We start from the raw sequence: 16,169 nt of genomic DNA, 5'->3' as shown, positions 1-16,169 counted from the left end.
ATTTTGAACCATTCCTATCCGAATATACGCCATCCACAGATAAAGTTATTTCTCCACCAGCTGCTCAGGGCACGTTCTACGACACGTCCGTTACTTGAAGATGCGTCGACCACCTTCCCGCCGCCTGCCACGATTCCCACATGGCCGCTTACGACGATGATATCGCCCGCCTGGAGACTGTTGAAATTCGTAATCTTCGTGTATTTTCCTACGCTTCGCCATCCGGCCGAGGTCAGATAACTCTGCCGTACTCCCGCCTGATTCAGACAGTAGTAGACGAAGCCGGAGCAGTCAAACGCGTTCGGCCCTTTTGCACCATAAACGTATGGACAGCCCAGCTTGGATCTGGCGATGGACAGCAAACCGCTGACACCGGAGCCGCCTTTTACCGTTCCGCCCTTGGAACCGCTGCTGCCTCCGGATGAACCGCCTGCCCCGGCCTTCTTTACGCTGCTTCCCGTCAGTTTATTCATCGTCTGACGGCCTACAGAACCGTCTGCAGTAAGGCCGTTGTTGCTTTGGAAAGACTTCACCGCCTTTTCCGTTACCTCGCCGTAATAGCCGGTAACATTGGCCGAAGATAAATAGCCGTATTTATTTAACAGCTGCTGGATCCGGGTAACGGTCTCTCCCTGTTCCCCCAGCATCAGGCCGTTAGCCTGCGCCTCAGCGCTGTTTAAAGCCACACGGGTGGACGGCCCGAGATAACCGTCAACCACCAGGTCGTTTCGCGCCTGGAACTGCTTGACCGCTGCCGCCGTATCATCGCCATACGAGCCGTCCGGCGTGGTTGTCAAGTATCCCAGCTCCTTCAGACGTGTCTGACTCGCCAGCACCACATCGCTCTTCTCGCCATAGGAGAGAAAATTCGGTCTGATCTCATCACTGTACAGAAGGTTAATCGTCTGCCGCCCCACCTTGCCGTCAACATTCAGTCCATTGACCTCCTGGAGCTTAATTACCGCGGCCTCCGTATCGTCACCGAAATGCCCGGTCACCAGATCACCGGTCGCCAGATACCCCAGTTCATAAAGGCGGTTCTGAATACGCTTGATATCGTCGCCGTCTACATCCTTTGAGACTGCATAATACTTGGCGGAAGGTGTCATAATTGCATTCAACGTCTCCGGGCCCACAATTCCGTCCTGCGCCAGCTGATTCTGCCTTTGAAAGGTCTTAACTGCGGATTCAGTCATAGTACCAAAATACTGGGTGGGCTCATCATTGTCCATAAATCCCAGATCCATCAGCCGCTGCTGAAGGCTTGCCACTATGGGGTGTTCCACGCCATTGCGAAGATACTCCGGAACAGGATTTTCATCCAAAACCGGAAGATCCGGCAGATCCGGTATAGGCGCTTCTCCGATAGTCAAGATCTTTACCGGCTCCGGATTCTTCTCTGTCTCCAGCTCAATCGAGATGGAAGAGGGCTCAGACGCCTGTGTCCCCTGCTCTGCATCAATCTTTTTTCCGCATCCTCCCAAAACCGCAGTGACTGCCGCGGCCAGGAGCACTTTATGTATTAAAGGTGTGTACCATCTTGCTTTTTTATTCATAAAACGGGATTCCTTTCCTTTTGTCGAATCAGGTCTATTTTAGCACATTTGCAGGGGAAAAGGGAAGGAAATTTATCTCATACGGCAAATTGATTGTAACCGTTCATTTCCCCTTTATTGCACAGTCAGAACTGATATGGTATACTAGATAGAGTTAGATTTTGCTAACTCAAAAACCGAAAGGAGGTTTTATTATGAGTACGTCTTTATTATGGGCGGCCGGCGGAACCGGATTTACATTTTTAATGACCACGCTGGGCGCGTCTGTAGTTTTTTTCTTTCGCAAAGAAGTCAATGCAGCCGTACAGAGAATTTTTCTGGGATTTGCTGCCGGAGTCATGATAGCGGCTTCCGTATGGTCACTGCTGATTCCTGCAATTGAGGAAGCTTCCTTAAACGGAGGCATCGGATGGATTCCCGCTGCAGGAGGCTTTTTACTGGGTGTCTTCTTCCTGATCGCTCTCGATACCTTTCTCCCCCACCTTCACCCGGACTGCAGTAACCCGGGGTGCAACGAGGCGGAAGGCGTCTCCTCCAGCTGGAAGCGGACCACCCTGTTAGTCATGGCGGTTACGCTTCACAACATACCGGAGGGCATGGCGGTCGGCCTGTCTTTCGCATTGGCCGCACAGCACGGCAACGATCCGGCGCTCTACACCGCAGCCATGGCTCTCGCCATCGGTATCGGTATTCAAAATTTTCCGGAAGGCGCGGCAATCTCCCTTCCATTGCGTCAGGAAGGTCTTTCCACCGGTAAGGCATTCTTCCGCGGCAGTATGTCGGGTATCGTAGAACCCATCTTCGGTATCCTCACGGTGCTGGTGGCAGGCGCCATCGAGCCTCTGATGCCCTGGCTGCTGTCCTTCGCCGCAGGCGCCATGCTCTATGTCGTAGTGGAAGAACTGATTCCCGAGGCTCATTTAGGTGAACACTCCAACGCCGGTACATTAGGCGTTATGGGGGGATTTGTCATTATGATGATACTGGATGTGGCACTTGGGTGATAATATTTATGAGATGTTATTTATACGATGTTATTTATATGAAAAGAAGCGAAACGGTTTTTGTTATGGACCGTTTCGCTTCTTTTTACTTACCTTATTTCGTAAATCCAGCCACTTGGAAAATTTTTCCTTCTCTGCTATACTGATACCATCACGTTCTGTTTGCATCTGACATTCAGTCTGAGGAGGGAGAATTTATGAAAAAACTAACTGCTTCACATTTTAACGATGCCATGGCCTATGCCCTTCTGGAACCGGAATTCAACCTCTTCCTTATCGGGGATTTGGAAAACTACGGTCTGGAGTCGGAAAATGTCTCCGTGTACACGGCCGACACCTGGACAGGGGGGACACTTCCCTACTTTATTCTGGATTACAGGAACAATTTCCTGTTCTACAGTCATACCACAGATTACAACAAGGCTGAAGTCGCCGGATTTCTCTCCGGTTTCCAGATGCGCAATTTAAGCGGGAAGCGGGAACTGATCGAGCCCCTGATACCGCTTTTAAAGGGTCTTGAGCTGGTTCCCACGTATCTGGCAAGGCTTGACCGGCCGACCAGCCCCGATGATCCCGCTTTTCCAGCAAGACGCCTAGTCCCTGATGATATTGATGCAATCTATGCACTGTTAAAACAGATCGATGAATTCTTCTCCATGCGGAGTAAGACGGAGGAGGAAAACCGGGTAGATATTATGAGTTCCATGACCAACGAAGGCCGGATGTACGGGGTCTTTGAACATGGGACGCTTGCAGCCGTAGCCGGAACCTCAGCCGAAAACTCCATGTCGGCCATGGTCGTCAGCGTTGCGACTCTGCCCGAATACAGAGGCCGCGGATACGCCACCCGGCTGGTAAACCGTTTGTGCCGGGACTGTCTGGCGGATGGCATGAAATTTCTCTGTCTCTTCTATGATAACCCGGAGGCCGGCGCCATCTACCGCAAGATCGGTTTTAAGGAACTGGGGCAGTATGCTATGGTAAGAAGTATTGAAAGTATTAAAAGTATTGATACCCATTGAGAAATAAGAGAAGATGCATGCCGCCTGGCTGCTGCCGGGAATAGAAAAAGCTTCCGCAAAAGCACCGCCCGTCAAACATTACGTTTGCCCGGTGCCTTTGCAGAAGCTTTCTCTATTTATTAAATCTCATACTTATGCTTCAGCCTCAGCCTCGCCAGCGACCTCGCCAGCGACGCCTCGAAATGCGAATGTTCCTGGATGCTCTTACTCTGTCTGAGCTGCTCCTCGGCCCTCTCCCTGGCCTCCTCGGCACGCCTCTCGTCAATATCCTCAGGACGTTCCGCAGTATCCACCAGAAGGGTGACACGGTTGTTGATAATCTGTACAAAACCATCGCCTACCACGCCGTTAATCCATTCGCCGCTTTCATTCATCAGTCTCATCTCGCCGATCGTAACTGCAATTACCATGTCCTCATGGTGCGGCAGAACCTCTTTTTCTCCGTCTAACAGAGGAATGATGAGCTTCTGGCACGGTCCCTTAAAGAACACCTTGTCAGTTGCAATGATCTGCAGAAAAAATGTATTTGCGCTCACAGGCCATCACCTCTATCTGCCTTCCTCGGCTCCTAATGTCTTCGCCTTCTCGATTACCTCGTCGATCGTTCCCACGTTAAAGAACGCCGCCTCCGGATACTGGTCCATCTCGCCCTCTACGATAGCCTTAAAGCCTCGCACCGTCTCCTTTAAAGGAACGTACTTTCCGGCAACGCCGGTGAAGTTCTCCGCCACGGAGAATGGCTGGGATAAGAATTTCTGGATCTTTCTGGCACGGTTTACCGTGGTCTTATCCTCATCGCCCAGCTCCTCCATTCCGAGGATCGCGATGATGTCCTGAAGCTCTCTGTATTTCTGAAGTGTCTCCTGAACCATTCTGGCCACCTCATAGTGTTCCTCGCCTACCACATCCGGTTCCAGAATACGGGAGTTAGATTCCAGCGGATCAACCGCCGGGTAAATACCCTGTTCCACGATCTTTCTCGAAAGAACCGTCGTCGCATCCAGATGGGCAAAAGTGGTCGCCGGAGCCGGATCCGTCAAGTCATCGGCCGGTACGTAAACCGCTTGAACCGAAGTAACAGAACCGTTCTTGGTGGAGGTAATCCTCTCCTGTAACTCGCCCATCTCCGTGGCCAGTGTCGGCTGGTAGCCAACAGCGGACGGCATACGTCCGAGCAGCGCGGACACCTCGGAACCGGCCTGAACGAAACGGAAAATGTTGTCGATGAACAGCAGCACGTTTTTATGCTCCTGATCGCGGAAGTATTCCGCCATGGTAAGTCCCGTCTCCGCTACACGCATACGGGCTCCCGGCGGCTCATTCATCTGACCGAATACCAGGGCCGTTTTCTCGATAACGCCGGACTCTCCCATCTCGGTCCATAAGTCATTACCTTCACGGGAACGCTCTCCAACACCGGTAAAGATGGAATATCCGCCATGCTCTGTGGCAATGTTATGAATCAGCTCCTGAATGAGGACCGTCTTGCCTACACCGGCGCCTCCAAACAGGCCGATCTTTCCGCCCTTTGCATAGGGGGCCAGAAGGTCGATAACCTTGATTCCCGTCTCCAGGATCTCTGCTACCGGGCTCTGTTCCTCAAATGACGGCGGATCCCTGTGGATGACCCATTTCTCGCCTTCCTTTAACGGTTCGCCGTTGTCAATCGTCTCACCCAGGACGTTAAAAAGGCGTCCCAGTGTCTGCTCGCCGACAGGAACCTTGATTCCCGAACCGGTGGCCGTTACTTCCATATCTCTGCAGAGTCCTTCGCTGGAAGCAAGCATAATGCAGCGCACGGTATTATTTCCCAGATGCTGGGAAACTTCCATTACGCAGCGTTTTCCGTCATTATCTACCTCAAGGGCGTCCTTAATGCACGGCAGCTCCACGCCTTCCTCGAACTCTACGTCTACAACAGGCCCTAAAACCTGCACGATTTTTCCTTTATTCATAATCTGTTTCTCACAGTTGTGAGGACTCCTCCTCTCTGTTATTTTTTCTTCTTCTTTTTTTGGGCCTTGGCTCCGCTGATTACCTCGGTGATCTCCTGGGTAATGGCAGCCTGGCGGACCCGGTTATAGGTGATTGCCAGTTCATCCAGCATATCCTGCGCACTCTTCGTGGCAGCCTGCATGGCCATCATTCTGGAATTCTGCTCGCTGGAGTAGGATTCCACCAGACCGCCATAGATAAATCCGGCTATATAGTTTGGTACGATGGCATCGATCACCGCCTTGGGCGATGGCTTCATCGTGATTTCCTCCAGATGGATGTCGATCGGTATGCCCTGGGGCACGCTGAAATTAGACTTCGGAAGCGGCAAAAGCTGTGTAATCTCGGCCTCCATCTTCATTGCATTGACCATTCTGGTATAAATCATATATACCTCATCCAGTTTCCCGGACAGGAAATAATCCACGATTTTCTCCTCAATGATCCTCGCCCGGCTCATATTCGGGTTTTGCACCGTATACCGGAAATCCTGTTCTACCGGAATCCCCTTTCTCACAAAATACTGCTGGCCCAGCTCACCGACCACGAACAGCATGGGATTTCCTCCCTTGTCGATCTGCTCCTGCACCATCTTGAATACGTTGTGATTGTATGCGCCCGCAAGGCCTTTGTCCGCGGTTACCACGATATACCCGATCTTCTTGTCTTCCGGCTTAATCTGCGGCCTCGTATCGAAATACGGGTCCTCTATCTCCGGTGTATGCCTGACAATTCGGGAAATGGTCCTCTGGAGCGCATAGAAATAGGGTTCTGTATCGGTTAAGTTTTTTCTGGCCTTTTTAAGCTTTGACGAGGAAATCGTATACATCGCATTCGTAATCTTCATCGTACTCTTGATACTGTTCATCCTGCTTTGTATCTCTCTCGCATTTGCCATATCTTACACCTGCTTCTGTTTGAATTCTTTCACGCCGTCTAATATGCTCTGCTTAAGTTCCTCGGAAAGAACTTTCTTCTCTTCGATCTCCTTCACGATTTCCGGATGCTTCTGCTCAAAGAATGCCAGCATTTCCTTCTGGAAGCCCTTGATCTTTGACACTTCTACATCGAGAAGAAGCCGGTTATTAGCGGCTACCAGGCTGATGACCTGATCGTGTAAGCTCATCGGATGGCAGAGCGGCTGCTTTAACATCTCTGTCAGTCCCTTGCCGTACTGGATCATCTCCTTCGTCGCCGGATCGAGGTCCGAACTGAACTGGGTAAATACTTCCATCTCACGGCACTGGGCCAGGTCGATACGAAGGCTTCCTGCCGCCTTCTTCATGGCCTTTGTCTGAGCTGCGCCGCCGACACGGGATACGGAAAGTCCCACGTTGACCGCAGGTCTCATACCGGAGAAGAATAAATCGCTCTCCAGGAATATCTGTCCGTCCGTGATGGAGATAACGTTTGTCGGAATATATGCCGAAACATCTCCGGCCTGTGTCTCAATAATCGGCAGTGCCGTAATGGAACCGCCGCCTTTTTCCTCACTCAGTCTGCTGGATCTCTCCAGAAGCCTGGAATGCAGATAGAACACGTCGCCCGGATATGCCTCACGTCCCGGAGAACGCTCAAGGAGTAAAGACAGCGCACGGTAAGCAACCGCGTGTTTCGACAAATCGTCGTAAACAATCAGCACATCTTTTCCCTGATACATGAAGTACTCTGCCAGAGCCGTTCCGGAATAGGGAGCGATATACTGAAGCGGAGCCGGTTCACTGGCTGTCGAGGACAGAACGATGGTATAATCCATGGCTCCATACTGGCTTAATGTATTGACCATCTTCGCAACGGTGGAAGCCTTCTGGCCTACCGCCACGTAGATGCAGATCGTATCTTTGCCCTTCTGATTTAAAATGGCATCGATGGCAATTGAGGTTTTACCGGTCTGACGGTCGCCAATGATCAGCTCACGCTGGCCGCGGCCGATGGGGAACATGGAGTCAATTGCCAGGATTCCCGTCTCCATAGGTACCGAAACGCTCTTTCTGTCAATGATACCAGGCGCCTCATTCTCAATCGGGCGGTAATCATCGGACTTGATGTCGCCTTTCCCGTCGATTGCTGCGCCCAATGCGTTGACAACTCTTCCTATATAAGCGTCGCCAACCGGGATACCGGCACGTTTCTTTGTTCTCGTAACCTTGCATCCCTCTTTAATCTCTCTATCTGAACCAAACAGGATACAACCGATGTCGTCCCGTCTGATATCCTGTACCATACCTTTTACACCGTTATCAAAGATAACGATTTCGCCGTACATGGCGTGGTCAATTCCATAAATCGTCGCGATTCCGTCACCGATTCCGATGACCGTTCCGACCTCCTGGTCTCTTGCATGTACGTCATAATCTTCAATCTCGCTTCTTAAGATGGAGATAATCTCATCTGAATTGATTGAACCCACGCTTCTCACCTCCGCATCAATATATGCTCTAACTGTTTCATACGTCCTTTTATACTCCAGTCTGTCTCCATATCGCCGGTGCGGATCACAAATCCTCCGCCCAGACTGGAATCCTTAACAAGGCGGAGTTCCACATCCTGTTTCTGGTATTTCTTCATCAGCATCTGCTTAATTTTCTTAAGCTGCTCTGCGTCCGGCTCCGTCACGTAATACAACGTTGCTCGCAGACTGCCTTCCTGTTCGCATGCATAGGCATGGTACGCTTCGAATACATCTTCGACCTCGCCCATGTCCTGATGTCCACAGAGCACCTTAAGAAAATTCCTCAGCTCTGCTGGAAATACCCGGTCAATGACGCGGTTTTTTTCGCTTTTTTTCACCACAGGGCTTACGAGGGCTTCCTTAAGCTGGGGAACCTCGCGAAACAGCACCTCCGCTTCTTCCACCATCTCCTTTGGAACCTTCAGTTCGTAAAGCACCTGTCCGTAATTATTTGCTGCCTGCGTCATGAGAATCACCTGCTTCTGCTATATACTGGTCGTAGAGTGCCTGGTTCTTCCTATCGTTCATCTCGCCCTGCACAACCTTTGCCGCTGCTGCAAGTACCAGACCTGCAATCTGCGCTTCCGCTTCCCTCATTGCCTTTTCCTGGTCCGCATTCGCCGTCTTGTGGGCATTTTCGATAATTCTGTCCGCCTGCTCTCCGGCTTCTTTTATCATGCGTTCCTGTACGGTCTTCGCCTCTGCCTTTGCCTCTTCCACAAGCTTCTTTCCTTCTTCCGCCGACGCCGCCAGCTTCTCTTCATACTGGCTTTTAAGCTCGGACGCCTGAGACTCGGATGCCCTTGCATTTGTGATGCTTTGATCCACCATAGTCTGGCGTTTGTTCATGATATCCATCACCGGCTTAATCAGGAAATGCTTGAGCAGAAGATACAGGACGATGACATTGACGATGTTCCACACAAGGTTAAAATCCAAACGTAACATCGAATTCGCCTGCCTTTCTATCTATATTCTTAACGTTTTGTCTGTCAGGCATTATTTTAAGAATAAGATGATTAACAGAGCGATAACGAAACCGTAAATAGCAGTTGCCTCTGCAAGAGCACAACCAAGTAATAAAGCCTTGCTGATCTTGCCTTCTGCCTCAGGCTGTCTTGCGATTGCGTCTACTGCCTTTGAAGTTGCCAGACCAATACCTACACCTGCACCTACACCTGTTAAAACTGCAATACCTGCACCAATAGCTGTTAACATAATAAATATCTCCTTTTCTCTTTTTAATTGTTTTGATTACTCCAACACTTTGGTTACTCCACTGCTTCTTTGATAAAGAGGGCAGTTAAGAATACGAATACATACGCCTGAATGAGTCCGTCAAAGATGTCAAAATACATGCTGAACGGAATCGGTATGATTGGCGCTACGAGCTGCTTAATCAGCTCCATGACTACAAACGAACCAAGCACGTTGCCAAAAAGACGCATACATAAAGACAACGGTTTAATAAAGATTTCCAGAATATTGATCGGAGCGATAATCGCTACCGGCTCTGCAAAGCTTTTTACCCATCCCTTAAGTCCCTTCTTATGGAAGCCCGCATATTCAATTAATACGATGCTCATAAGGGCAAGTGCCGCAGTCGCATTCAAGTCCTTGGTTGGTGGTTTGAAGCCGATTAAACCGATCAGATTCGCAACGCCGATGTAGATGGCTATGGATATCAGATACGGGATATATCTACGCCCTTCTTCTCCAACCAGATCATCAAAGAATTTGTAAATGCCGCCGATTGCCACTTCCAGCACCAGCTGCTTCTTCCCAGGATTCTCCACCTTTAAATTTCTCACCAGGCAGATGGAAAGTATGGTCAGCACCGCCATGATAATCCACGACACCACTACGGATTCAGCGATAGGAATTCCACCAAATACCGGAATGGTAAATACCGTTTCGCAGTTAAGTTCTTCCATTAACCTCTCTGCTAAATCCTCCGTAATGCTCACTTCCTTTCTTCAAGACTCTCTAATACTATTATAATACTTGTACTGATATTTGTACATTAAGTATACCGTGTATCATACTTGCATCTGCAACAATTGTCAACTTTTCCGCCGCTTCTTAACAAATCGTTAATGAGACTAATTGTTTGAACATTTGGAACAATTTTCCCGGAGTTATTTCTGAAATTCTTATTAAATTTTTAAGGAAAATATGAAGGAATTATGAACTTTATTAATTTGAACCCCAATTTTCTTAATTTTATACCAAAAATCATTTCAGTATTTTGTGAAATTTGACCGTGTTTTTTTTATGTTTTTTATTTCCATCGTCATTACTACCTAAACGTTAAGTTAATATTCTGCAAATGATAGATAAAAAGGCTATCCCCATGGGACAGCCTTTTATTTTGACCATCAAAACTTACAAATGGCTCATCTATGTTTTTTATATTATTTCCGAAAAACTCTTCCTATTAAATGGCTTATTCTCCTGCCTTAAAGTTATAAATTGGTTTTATCACCTGAAGAATTTTTACCGTGGAATCGATGTACTTCACAATATCATCCATGGCCTTGTAAGCCATGGGACACTCGTCCAGAGTTTCTGCGCCTACCGACGTCGTATAGATTCCCTTCATCTCCTGTTCGAACTCGGCCACTGTGAACGCCTTTTTTGCCGCTCTCCGGCTCATCAGACGGCCGGCACCGTGAGGCGCAGACCAGTTCCACTCCTCATTGCCCTTTCCCACACAGATCAGACTCCCTTCCTTCATGTTGATAGGGATAAGAAGTTTTTCTCCATTCCGTGCGGATACGGCTCCTTTTCTCAGGATCATGGCTTTCGTATCGATGTAGTTATGAATCGTAGTAAAGCTTTCCTCCACGGTCAGACCCATTCCGCTTACAATCTCATCCATCATGGCCTTTCTGTTTAAAAGGGCGAAGTGCTGGACAAGCTTCATATCGTGAATGTAGTCCTCCATCTGCTGACCGCTTACGTATGCCAGCTCCCTGGGAACCGTGGCCTCACCGGACGCATGCAGCGCCTTGACAGCCGCCTCAATCTCTCCCTGCCGCCCCTGGGCTTTGTACGATTCGATCATCTGATTAATGGTTTTACGTGACGGCTCCTTTAAGCTCTTATACGCCAGATTCTGATAAAAGCCGGCCGTCTCCAGCCCCAGATGACGGCTTCCCGAATGGATAACAAGATAAATACTGCCGTCCTCATCCTGATCCGCCTCTATAAAGTGATTGCCGCCCCCAAGGGTGCCCATGCTTTTCTCCGCGCGTTCCAGATTGACAGCGCCTTGCTCCAGGCATTTAAGCTCCGTTAAGTCAACCTCACCGTAATAGGGATGGGTCTTCTCTCTCACCAGAAATCCGGCCGGAATCCGCTCATGAATCAGCGTGTCCAGCCTCTTTAGGTCGAGCCGGCGCCCGCGTGGACATCCGGCATAATCCGGATTCTGGCGTCCGCCGCAAATTCCATGTCGCATAACTGTTTAATCTGCTGGAGCGCCATGTCTTCTACCACATCGGTATAGACAATGGCCTCATTGTACTTTCCTCTTACTGTTTTCATACCGTTACCTCTATGCTCTTTTTCCAGTCACAACCTTGCTTTTTTTACCGATTTTGACACCAGCTGCTTTATACTGGCTGCACCCGGTACAGCAGCCTTTTTTATCTGCATGAAGCCCTTTGGCGCATATGCCAAATCCCATATAGTGAAGACATACTTCTTCTTTGACCTGTCTCATTGTAATCCCTCCTGAAATTTATATATTAATCTGGTTTTTATGAATATTGAAACAAAAAAAGAGCCTTCCGGCTCTCCCAACGTCTTTAAATTTTTCTGTCCTTATCTCGTTCTCTGATCCTGCCGCTAAAATCCAGTTATTTTAGGCAGCCGGATATCAAATACTTCCTGTATTCCCTGTGCTCCCGCCTGGATTTCTGTAGAGTTTACTTAGGACTCTTCACATTCCTCCGGTTGGACATCAGGTGATTTCTTCGCCTCCTATTGGCGAACGATCAGGATGGACCATTTTAAGACTAAGCCTGTCGGCTGTCGGTTGAAACCGTATGATATCATCTGTATGCAGCTGTATTATATTTTGTGACTGTATAAACTGGTTTTGTATAAAGAATGAATAGCCGCGTCTCATCGCAGGTCCTCCTTTCTCTTTTCTTTCGATTACAGTATTCCTCACCATTATGGCTCTTCGAATACTCTATCATGGAAGGTTATGGAATGCAAGGGTATGACTGGAAGTGTAAGGATTATGTAAGGATTCCTATTACAGTTCAACATTCATAAGCAGAGCGCCCCAGTGTATTATGTCATGCAGGGCATGGCAGGCGCTCGCACCAATTCGCCGAGGCGAATTGATAAAGATACGCCCGGAATTGGAATGAGGTCTTTCACGAGCCTGCCGTTTATGGTATGATGGATGCATGGCAAAAACAGAATATTCAACTAATATTAAGGAGGTTTCTTATGGGAGAAATGATTTCTTCATTTGACGGAACAAAGCTTTACTTTAACAGAGAAGTGCCGGAACAGGCAAGAGCTGCTGCCGTCATTGTACATGGACTCTGCGAGCACCAGGGGCGGTACGATTATCTCGCAGCTCTTTTCCATCAGGCAGGCATCGCTACATACAGGTTCGACCACAGGGGGCATGGCCGTTCTGAAGGGGAGCGCACGTATTATGAAGATTTTAACGAGCTTCTGGATGATACTAATGTAATCGTGGACCTGGCTATTGCAGAAAATCCCGATCTGCCGGTCTTCTTAATTGGTCACAGTATGGGTGGGTTCACCGTTGCGCTATACGGCGCAAAGTATCCGGATAAAAAGCTGCGCGGCCTGATCACCAGCGGCGCTCTGACGAAGGACAACGGCGGCCTGATTACCAGCGTTCCGAAGGACTTAGATCCGCATACCCTGCTTCCCAATGAGCTGGGCGCAGGCGTCTGCTCTGTAGCCGAGGTCGTAGACTGGTACGGAAAGGATCCCTATAACACAAAGACCTTTACCACAGGCCTGTGCTACGCCATCTGCGGCGGTCTCGACTGGTTTAACGGCGCTGTCAAGGACTTTACCTATCCGGTTCTCATGCTTCACGGAGAAAAAGACGGACTCGTAAGTGTAAAAGATACTTATGATTTCTTTGCTGAGGCACCGTCCAAGGATAAACAGATGAAAATTTACGGCGGACTCTTCCATGAGATATTTAATGAATACTGCCGGGATGAAGTAATCGGAGATGCGGTCCACTGGATGGAGAAGAGAATTTAAGACAGGGCAGGGCGGCCCTCTAACAGCAAAAGCCCGCAGAATATGGTGCCGCACACGCGGCTGCCGTATTCTGCGGGCTCTCTGTTTCTGTATTTAGTGGCGTTTTACGAAACGTCCTTCTTTCATGATAACCTTCATGTTCTCCACGCAGATATTTCTGATATTTTCCAGCGGGTTGCCGTCGATAACCAGTAAATCAGCGCTCTTGCCTTCTTCCAGAGTACCCGTTACGTCTGCAACCTTCAGCATCTCTGCGCCCACCTTGGTAGCTGCAACGATGGTATCCATCTCGCTGATGCCTGCGCACTCTACGAAGGAGTACATCTCACCCATTGCGGTATAGCCGTATGGTGTCAGGCTGGAGCAGAAGGAGTCGGAACCGATGGTTAAGCCGATGCCTTTATCTTTTGCTCTTCTAAGGTTTGCGTAAACACGGTTTAGTTCCTTCTCAACCACATCCTTGCCCGGGAACTTGTCATGGATTTCCGGTACGTATGTCGGCGGATACGTCTTGAACCACTCATGTAAGAACTGAATCGTCGGGCAGAAGTAGATGCCTTTTTCCGCCATGATATCGAGACACTCGTCATTTAAAGCCTGGCCATGGATGATCAGATGAACGCCGGCCTTTGCACAGTCTAATGCGCCGCCGAAGCCTTCACAGTGAGCCCATACCGGGATTCCTACCATATTGCACTCGTCTACGACTGCCTGGATTTCTTCCATGCAGTAATGCTGATCCAGCTTCTGATCCCAGCGCCAGATTCCGCCGCCGGTTGCCCAGATCTTGATGGCGTCCGGGTTGTCACGCAGTCTTCTTCTCACTGCTTTTCTTAAATCCCACGGTCCGTCGATACGCTCAGCCCACGGATGGCCTAAATCGTTATGCTCTTTTAAGAGCTTATGGGAATCGCCATGGCCTGCTGTACGGCAGAATCCAAGTCCTGTACCGACAACACGCGGTCCTTCCATGATTCCGGCTTCCACCATATCACGGATTGCAAGGCCGTTCCGTCCGATCTCACCAACTGTGGTAAGACCTGTTTCCAGACATTCATGCGCCTGCTGAACAGCTACAACTGCCTTCTGCTCAACGCTCTCCAGTACCCAGTCACTGTCATCATCCGTTAAGTTACCGGAGAAATGCAGATGTGTATCGATTAAACCAGGCATAATTGTCTTTCCTGAAACATCTACGATTTCATACTCCGTACCAAATTCTTTTCCAGCACCCGCATAGGCGACTTTTCCGTCTTTTACCAGAACCAGGGAATCCTTAATTGGCTCTGCACCGGTACCATCGATCAGCAGTCCGCCGACAAATGCGGTATCTTTTAATTCTTTCTTCATGATAAAACCTCCTTTAATTTTTAGATATATTATTTTTTCTGTGAAAACATTTTTAAGATGAGGCCAACTACCAGCCAGCCTGCTACGATCAGCCACTCTACCGGCTTTAAAGCCGCCGGGCTCATCGGGATAACCATTAATGCAATAATGATGGAACCGGCCAGGCAGGCGGCCCCGATTCCCAGCTTGCCGCCGGGTACTTTATACGGTCTCGGAAGATCCGGTTCCGTCGTTCTCATACGCAGACAGGCGAAGCTTACCATGGTGCAGGAGAAAATAAATGCCAGCGCGGATACATTGGTCAGCGGGACCAGCATTTTCTTGCCCAGAAACGGTCCGACTATAGTTAAGCATGCAAGAAGTATGTTGGCCATTTTCGGTGCACCGCTTTTCGGATCAATTTCAGCAAATTTCTCCGGGAGCTGACCCTTTCGTCCCATAGCCAGCATGATTCGGCTGGTGGCGCCATAGAAGGAGTTCATTGGTCCCATCGGCCCCAGGGTTGCGATTACCAGCATGATGACATACAGGAACATGTTGATGTCTCTTAAGCAGGCCAGAGCCGGCACGGAACTCTTTACAAAATCGGACCACGGAATAATGGTTCCGAAGGAATAGATACAGATCATATAGAAGCCGCCGGCAGCCAAAAGCGCCATGCTGATTACCTTGCCGAATTTATTCCAGTCAAGGCCTTCCGCCGCTTCCTCCGCCTGCTGCGGAATCGTATCAAATCCCGCATAGAAGAACGGTGTCATAACAAGGACGGATACAATTCCGGCAAACATGTTTGTTGCGCTCGTAGAGGAACCGGCACCATCCACCTGTCCGAAAGCAGGTAAAATATTGTGCGGGCCGCCTTTTACAAAGGAAATGGCCATGGCCAGAAGCATGCCGCCCAGCAGCGCCTTTGTTAAGAACGCCTGCAGCTTGGCCGCGGAGCTTGCACCCTTAAAGTTTAAAAAGATTACGTAGCACGCAAAGCCCAGAGCGATGATTGTCGGGAACAGATACACATCGGCCCCCATAATCGTATAGAGCTTTACGGAGCGAAGAAACGGCAGCATATCGCCGAACATATCAGAAACCAGTGTGGAGATTGCGATTGCCTCCCACGGACACAGGATTCCGTTTCCAAGTGCCAGGAACCAGCCCGTTATGTATGAAACGTTTTTGCCGAAGGTTCTGTCCACGTACTCGACAATACCTCCGGATATCGGTATTGCCGCCGTCAGTTCTCCGAACACCGCGCCAATCGGAAGCAGAAATAACGCACCAATGAAAAATGCAATCATTGCAGCGATCGGACCGCCGCCGATAATCATCCAGTCACCAACCAAGAGCACCCAGCCCGTCCCGATGATCGCGCCGAAACCTATTGTGAAGTAGTTCCAGATGGATAGGGTTTTCTGCATACCCGTTCCTTCCGGAGCTGTCTGTTTGGAACCAGCCATAGAATTAATTCCCCCTTTTATTTGGTATATGTGTCACTTGACAAATGCCATTTTAACTCTTATGA

Annotated in this window: 17 protein-coding genes; 3 read left to right on the top strand and 14 right to left on the bottom strand. The window is 49.3% G+C overall.

Going from position 1 to position 16,169, the window contains the following annotated elements; genetic code table 11:
* Positions 1 to 14: 14 nt before the first annotated feature.
* Positions 15 to 1,556 (bottom strand): NlpC/P60 family protein, encoded by a 1,542-nt coding sequence (locus DFR60_RS09690; protein WP_110322720.1) that lies wholly within the window; start codon positions 1,554 to 1,556, stop codon positions 15 to 17.
* A gap of 194 nt (positions 1,557 to 1,750) precedes the next feature.
* On the opposite strand from DFR60_RS09690, the gene DFR60_RS09685 reads away from it, so the two are divergent.
* On the top strand, positions 1,751 to 2,560 hold the full coding sequence (locus DFR60_RS09685) for a ZIP family metal transporter (RefSeq protein WP_110322719.1): 810 nt from the start codon (positions 1,751 to 1,753) through the stop codon (positions 2,558 to 2,560).
* A 197-nt stretch (positions 2,561 to 2,757) separates the two neighbouring features.
* Positions 2,758 to 3,582 carry a GNAT family N-acetyltransferase gene (locus DFR60_RS09680; RefSeq protein WP_110322718.1) on the top strand — a complete coding sequence of 275 codons (825 nt, stop codon included), beginning with the start codon at positions 2,758 to 2,760 and terminating at the stop codon, positions 3,580 to 3,582.
* A gap of 119 nt (positions 3,583 to 3,701) precedes the next feature.
* On the opposite strand, the gene atpC is transcribed toward DFR60_RS09680, so the two are convergent.
* The 11 genes from atpC to DFR60_RS30345 all read right to left on the bottom strand — a co-directional run bounded on the left by atpC (position 3,702) and on the right by DFR60_RS30345 (position 11,756).
* Entirely contained in the window at positions 3,702 to 4,118 is a 417-nt protein-coding gene (gene atpC / locus DFR60_RS09675; RefSeq protein WP_002605329.1) for an ATP synthase F1 subunit epsilon, read from the bottom strand.
* Positions 4,119 to 4,130: 12 nt separating this feature from the next.
* A complete protein-coding gene (atpD, locus tag DFR60_RS09670) occupies positions 4,131 to 5,537 on the bottom strand; it encodes a F0F1 ATP synthase subunit beta (RefSeq protein ID WP_110322717.1) in 1,407 nt (468 codons plus the stop codon).
* 38 nt (positions 5,538 to 5,575) lie between these two features.
* A complete protein-coding gene (atpG, locus tag DFR60_RS09665; protein WP_025531734.1) occupies positions 5,576 to 6,475 on the bottom strand; it encodes an ATP synthase F1 subunit gamma in 900 nt (299 codons plus the stop codon).
* Between the two features lie 3 nt (positions 6,476 to 6,478).
* Positions 6,479 to 7,987, bottom strand: coding sequence for a F0F1 ATP synthase subunit alpha (atpA, locus tag DFR60_RS09660; RefSeq protein WP_110322716.1), 1,509 nt, complete (start codon positions 7,985 to 7,987; stop codon positions 6,479 to 6,481).
* Positions 7,988 to 7,992: 5 nt separating this feature from the next.
* Positions 7,993 to 8,496 carry an ATP synthase F1 subunit delta gene (gene atpH / locus DFR60_RS09655; protein WP_110322715.1) on the bottom strand — a complete coding sequence of 168 codons (504 nt, stop codon included), beginning with the start codon at positions 8,494 to 8,496 and terminating at the stop codon, positions 7,993 to 7,995.
* Positions 8,477 to 8,977 (bottom strand): F0F1 ATP synthase subunit B, encoded by a 501-nt coding sequence (gene atpF, locus DFR60_RS09650; protein WP_110322714.1) that lies wholly within the window; start codon positions 8,975 to 8,977, stop codon positions 8,477 to 8,479. Before atpF ends, atpH begins: the two co-directional genes overlap by 20 nt.
* 51 nt (positions 8,978 to 9,028) lie before the next feature.
* Positions 9,029 to 9,247 (bottom strand): ATP synthase F0 subunit C, encoded by a 219-nt coding sequence (atpE, locus tag DFR60_RS09645; protein ID WP_002605335.1) that lies wholly within the window; start codon positions 9,245 to 9,247, stop codon positions 9,029 to 9,031.
* A gap of 53 nt (positions 9,248 to 9,300) precedes the next feature.
* Complete coding sequence (locus DFR60_RS09640) at positions 9,301 to 9,963, bottom strand: F0F1 ATP synthase subunit A (protein ID WP_207659516.1); 663 nt, start codon at positions 9,961 to 9,963, stop codon at positions 9,301 to 9,303.
* Positions 9,964 to 10,475: 512 nt separating this feature from the next.
* Positions 10,476 to 11,492 (bottom strand): RtcB family protein, encoded by a 1,017-nt coding sequence (locus tag DFR60_RS09635; RefSeq protein WP_432764108.1) that lies wholly within the window; start codon positions 11,490 to 11,492, stop codon positions 10,476 to 10,478.
* Complete coding sequence (locus tag DFR60_RS31430; RefSeq protein WP_432764107.1) at positions 11,417 to 11,578, bottom strand: hypothetical protein; 162 nt, start codon at positions 11,576 to 11,578, stop codon at positions 11,417 to 11,419. Before DFR60_RS31430 ends, DFR60_RS09635 begins: the two co-directional genes overlap by 76 nt.
* A 10-nt stretch (positions 11,579 to 11,588) precedes the next feature.
* Positions 11,589 to 11,756, bottom strand: coding sequence for a hypothetical protein (locus tag DFR60_RS30345; RefSeq protein ID WP_167437566.1), 168 nt, complete (start codon positions 11,754 to 11,756; stop codon positions 11,589 to 11,591).
* A 740-nt stretch (positions 11,757 to 12,496) separates the two neighbouring features.
* Between DFR60_RS30345 and DFR60_RS09630 the strand changes: the two genes are divergently transcribed.
* Entirely contained in the window at positions 12,497 to 13,300 is an 804-nt protein-coding gene (locus DFR60_RS09630; protein WP_110322712.1) for an alpha/beta hydrolase, read from the top strand.
* 93 nt (positions 13,301 to 13,393) lie between these two features.
* Here the strand turns inward: DFR60_RS09630 and DFR60_RS09625 are convergent, their stop codons facing one another.
* Complete coding sequence (locus tag DFR60_RS09625) at positions 13,394 to 14,650, bottom strand: metal-dependent hydrolase family protein (RefSeq protein WP_055660065.1); 1,257 nt, start codon at positions 14,648 to 14,650, stop codon at positions 13,394 to 13,396.
* A gap of 29 nt (positions 14,651 to 14,679) precedes the next feature.
* Positions 14,680 to 16,104, bottom strand: a complete 1,425-nt coding sequence (locus DFR60_RS09620) for an APC family permease (protein ID WP_055660067.1) — start codon at positions 16,102 to 16,104, stop codon at positions 14,680 to 14,682.
* Positions 16,105 to 16,169: the final 65 nt, after the last annotated feature.

Source organism: Hungatella effluvii, assembly GCF_003201875.1.
Lineage (GTDB): Bacteria > Bacillota > Clostridia > Lachnospirales > Lachnospiraceae > Hungatella > Hungatella effluvii.
The sequence above is the reverse complement of the archived record's forward strand: the minus strand, read 5'-3'. Positions and strand labels throughout refer to the sequence as shown.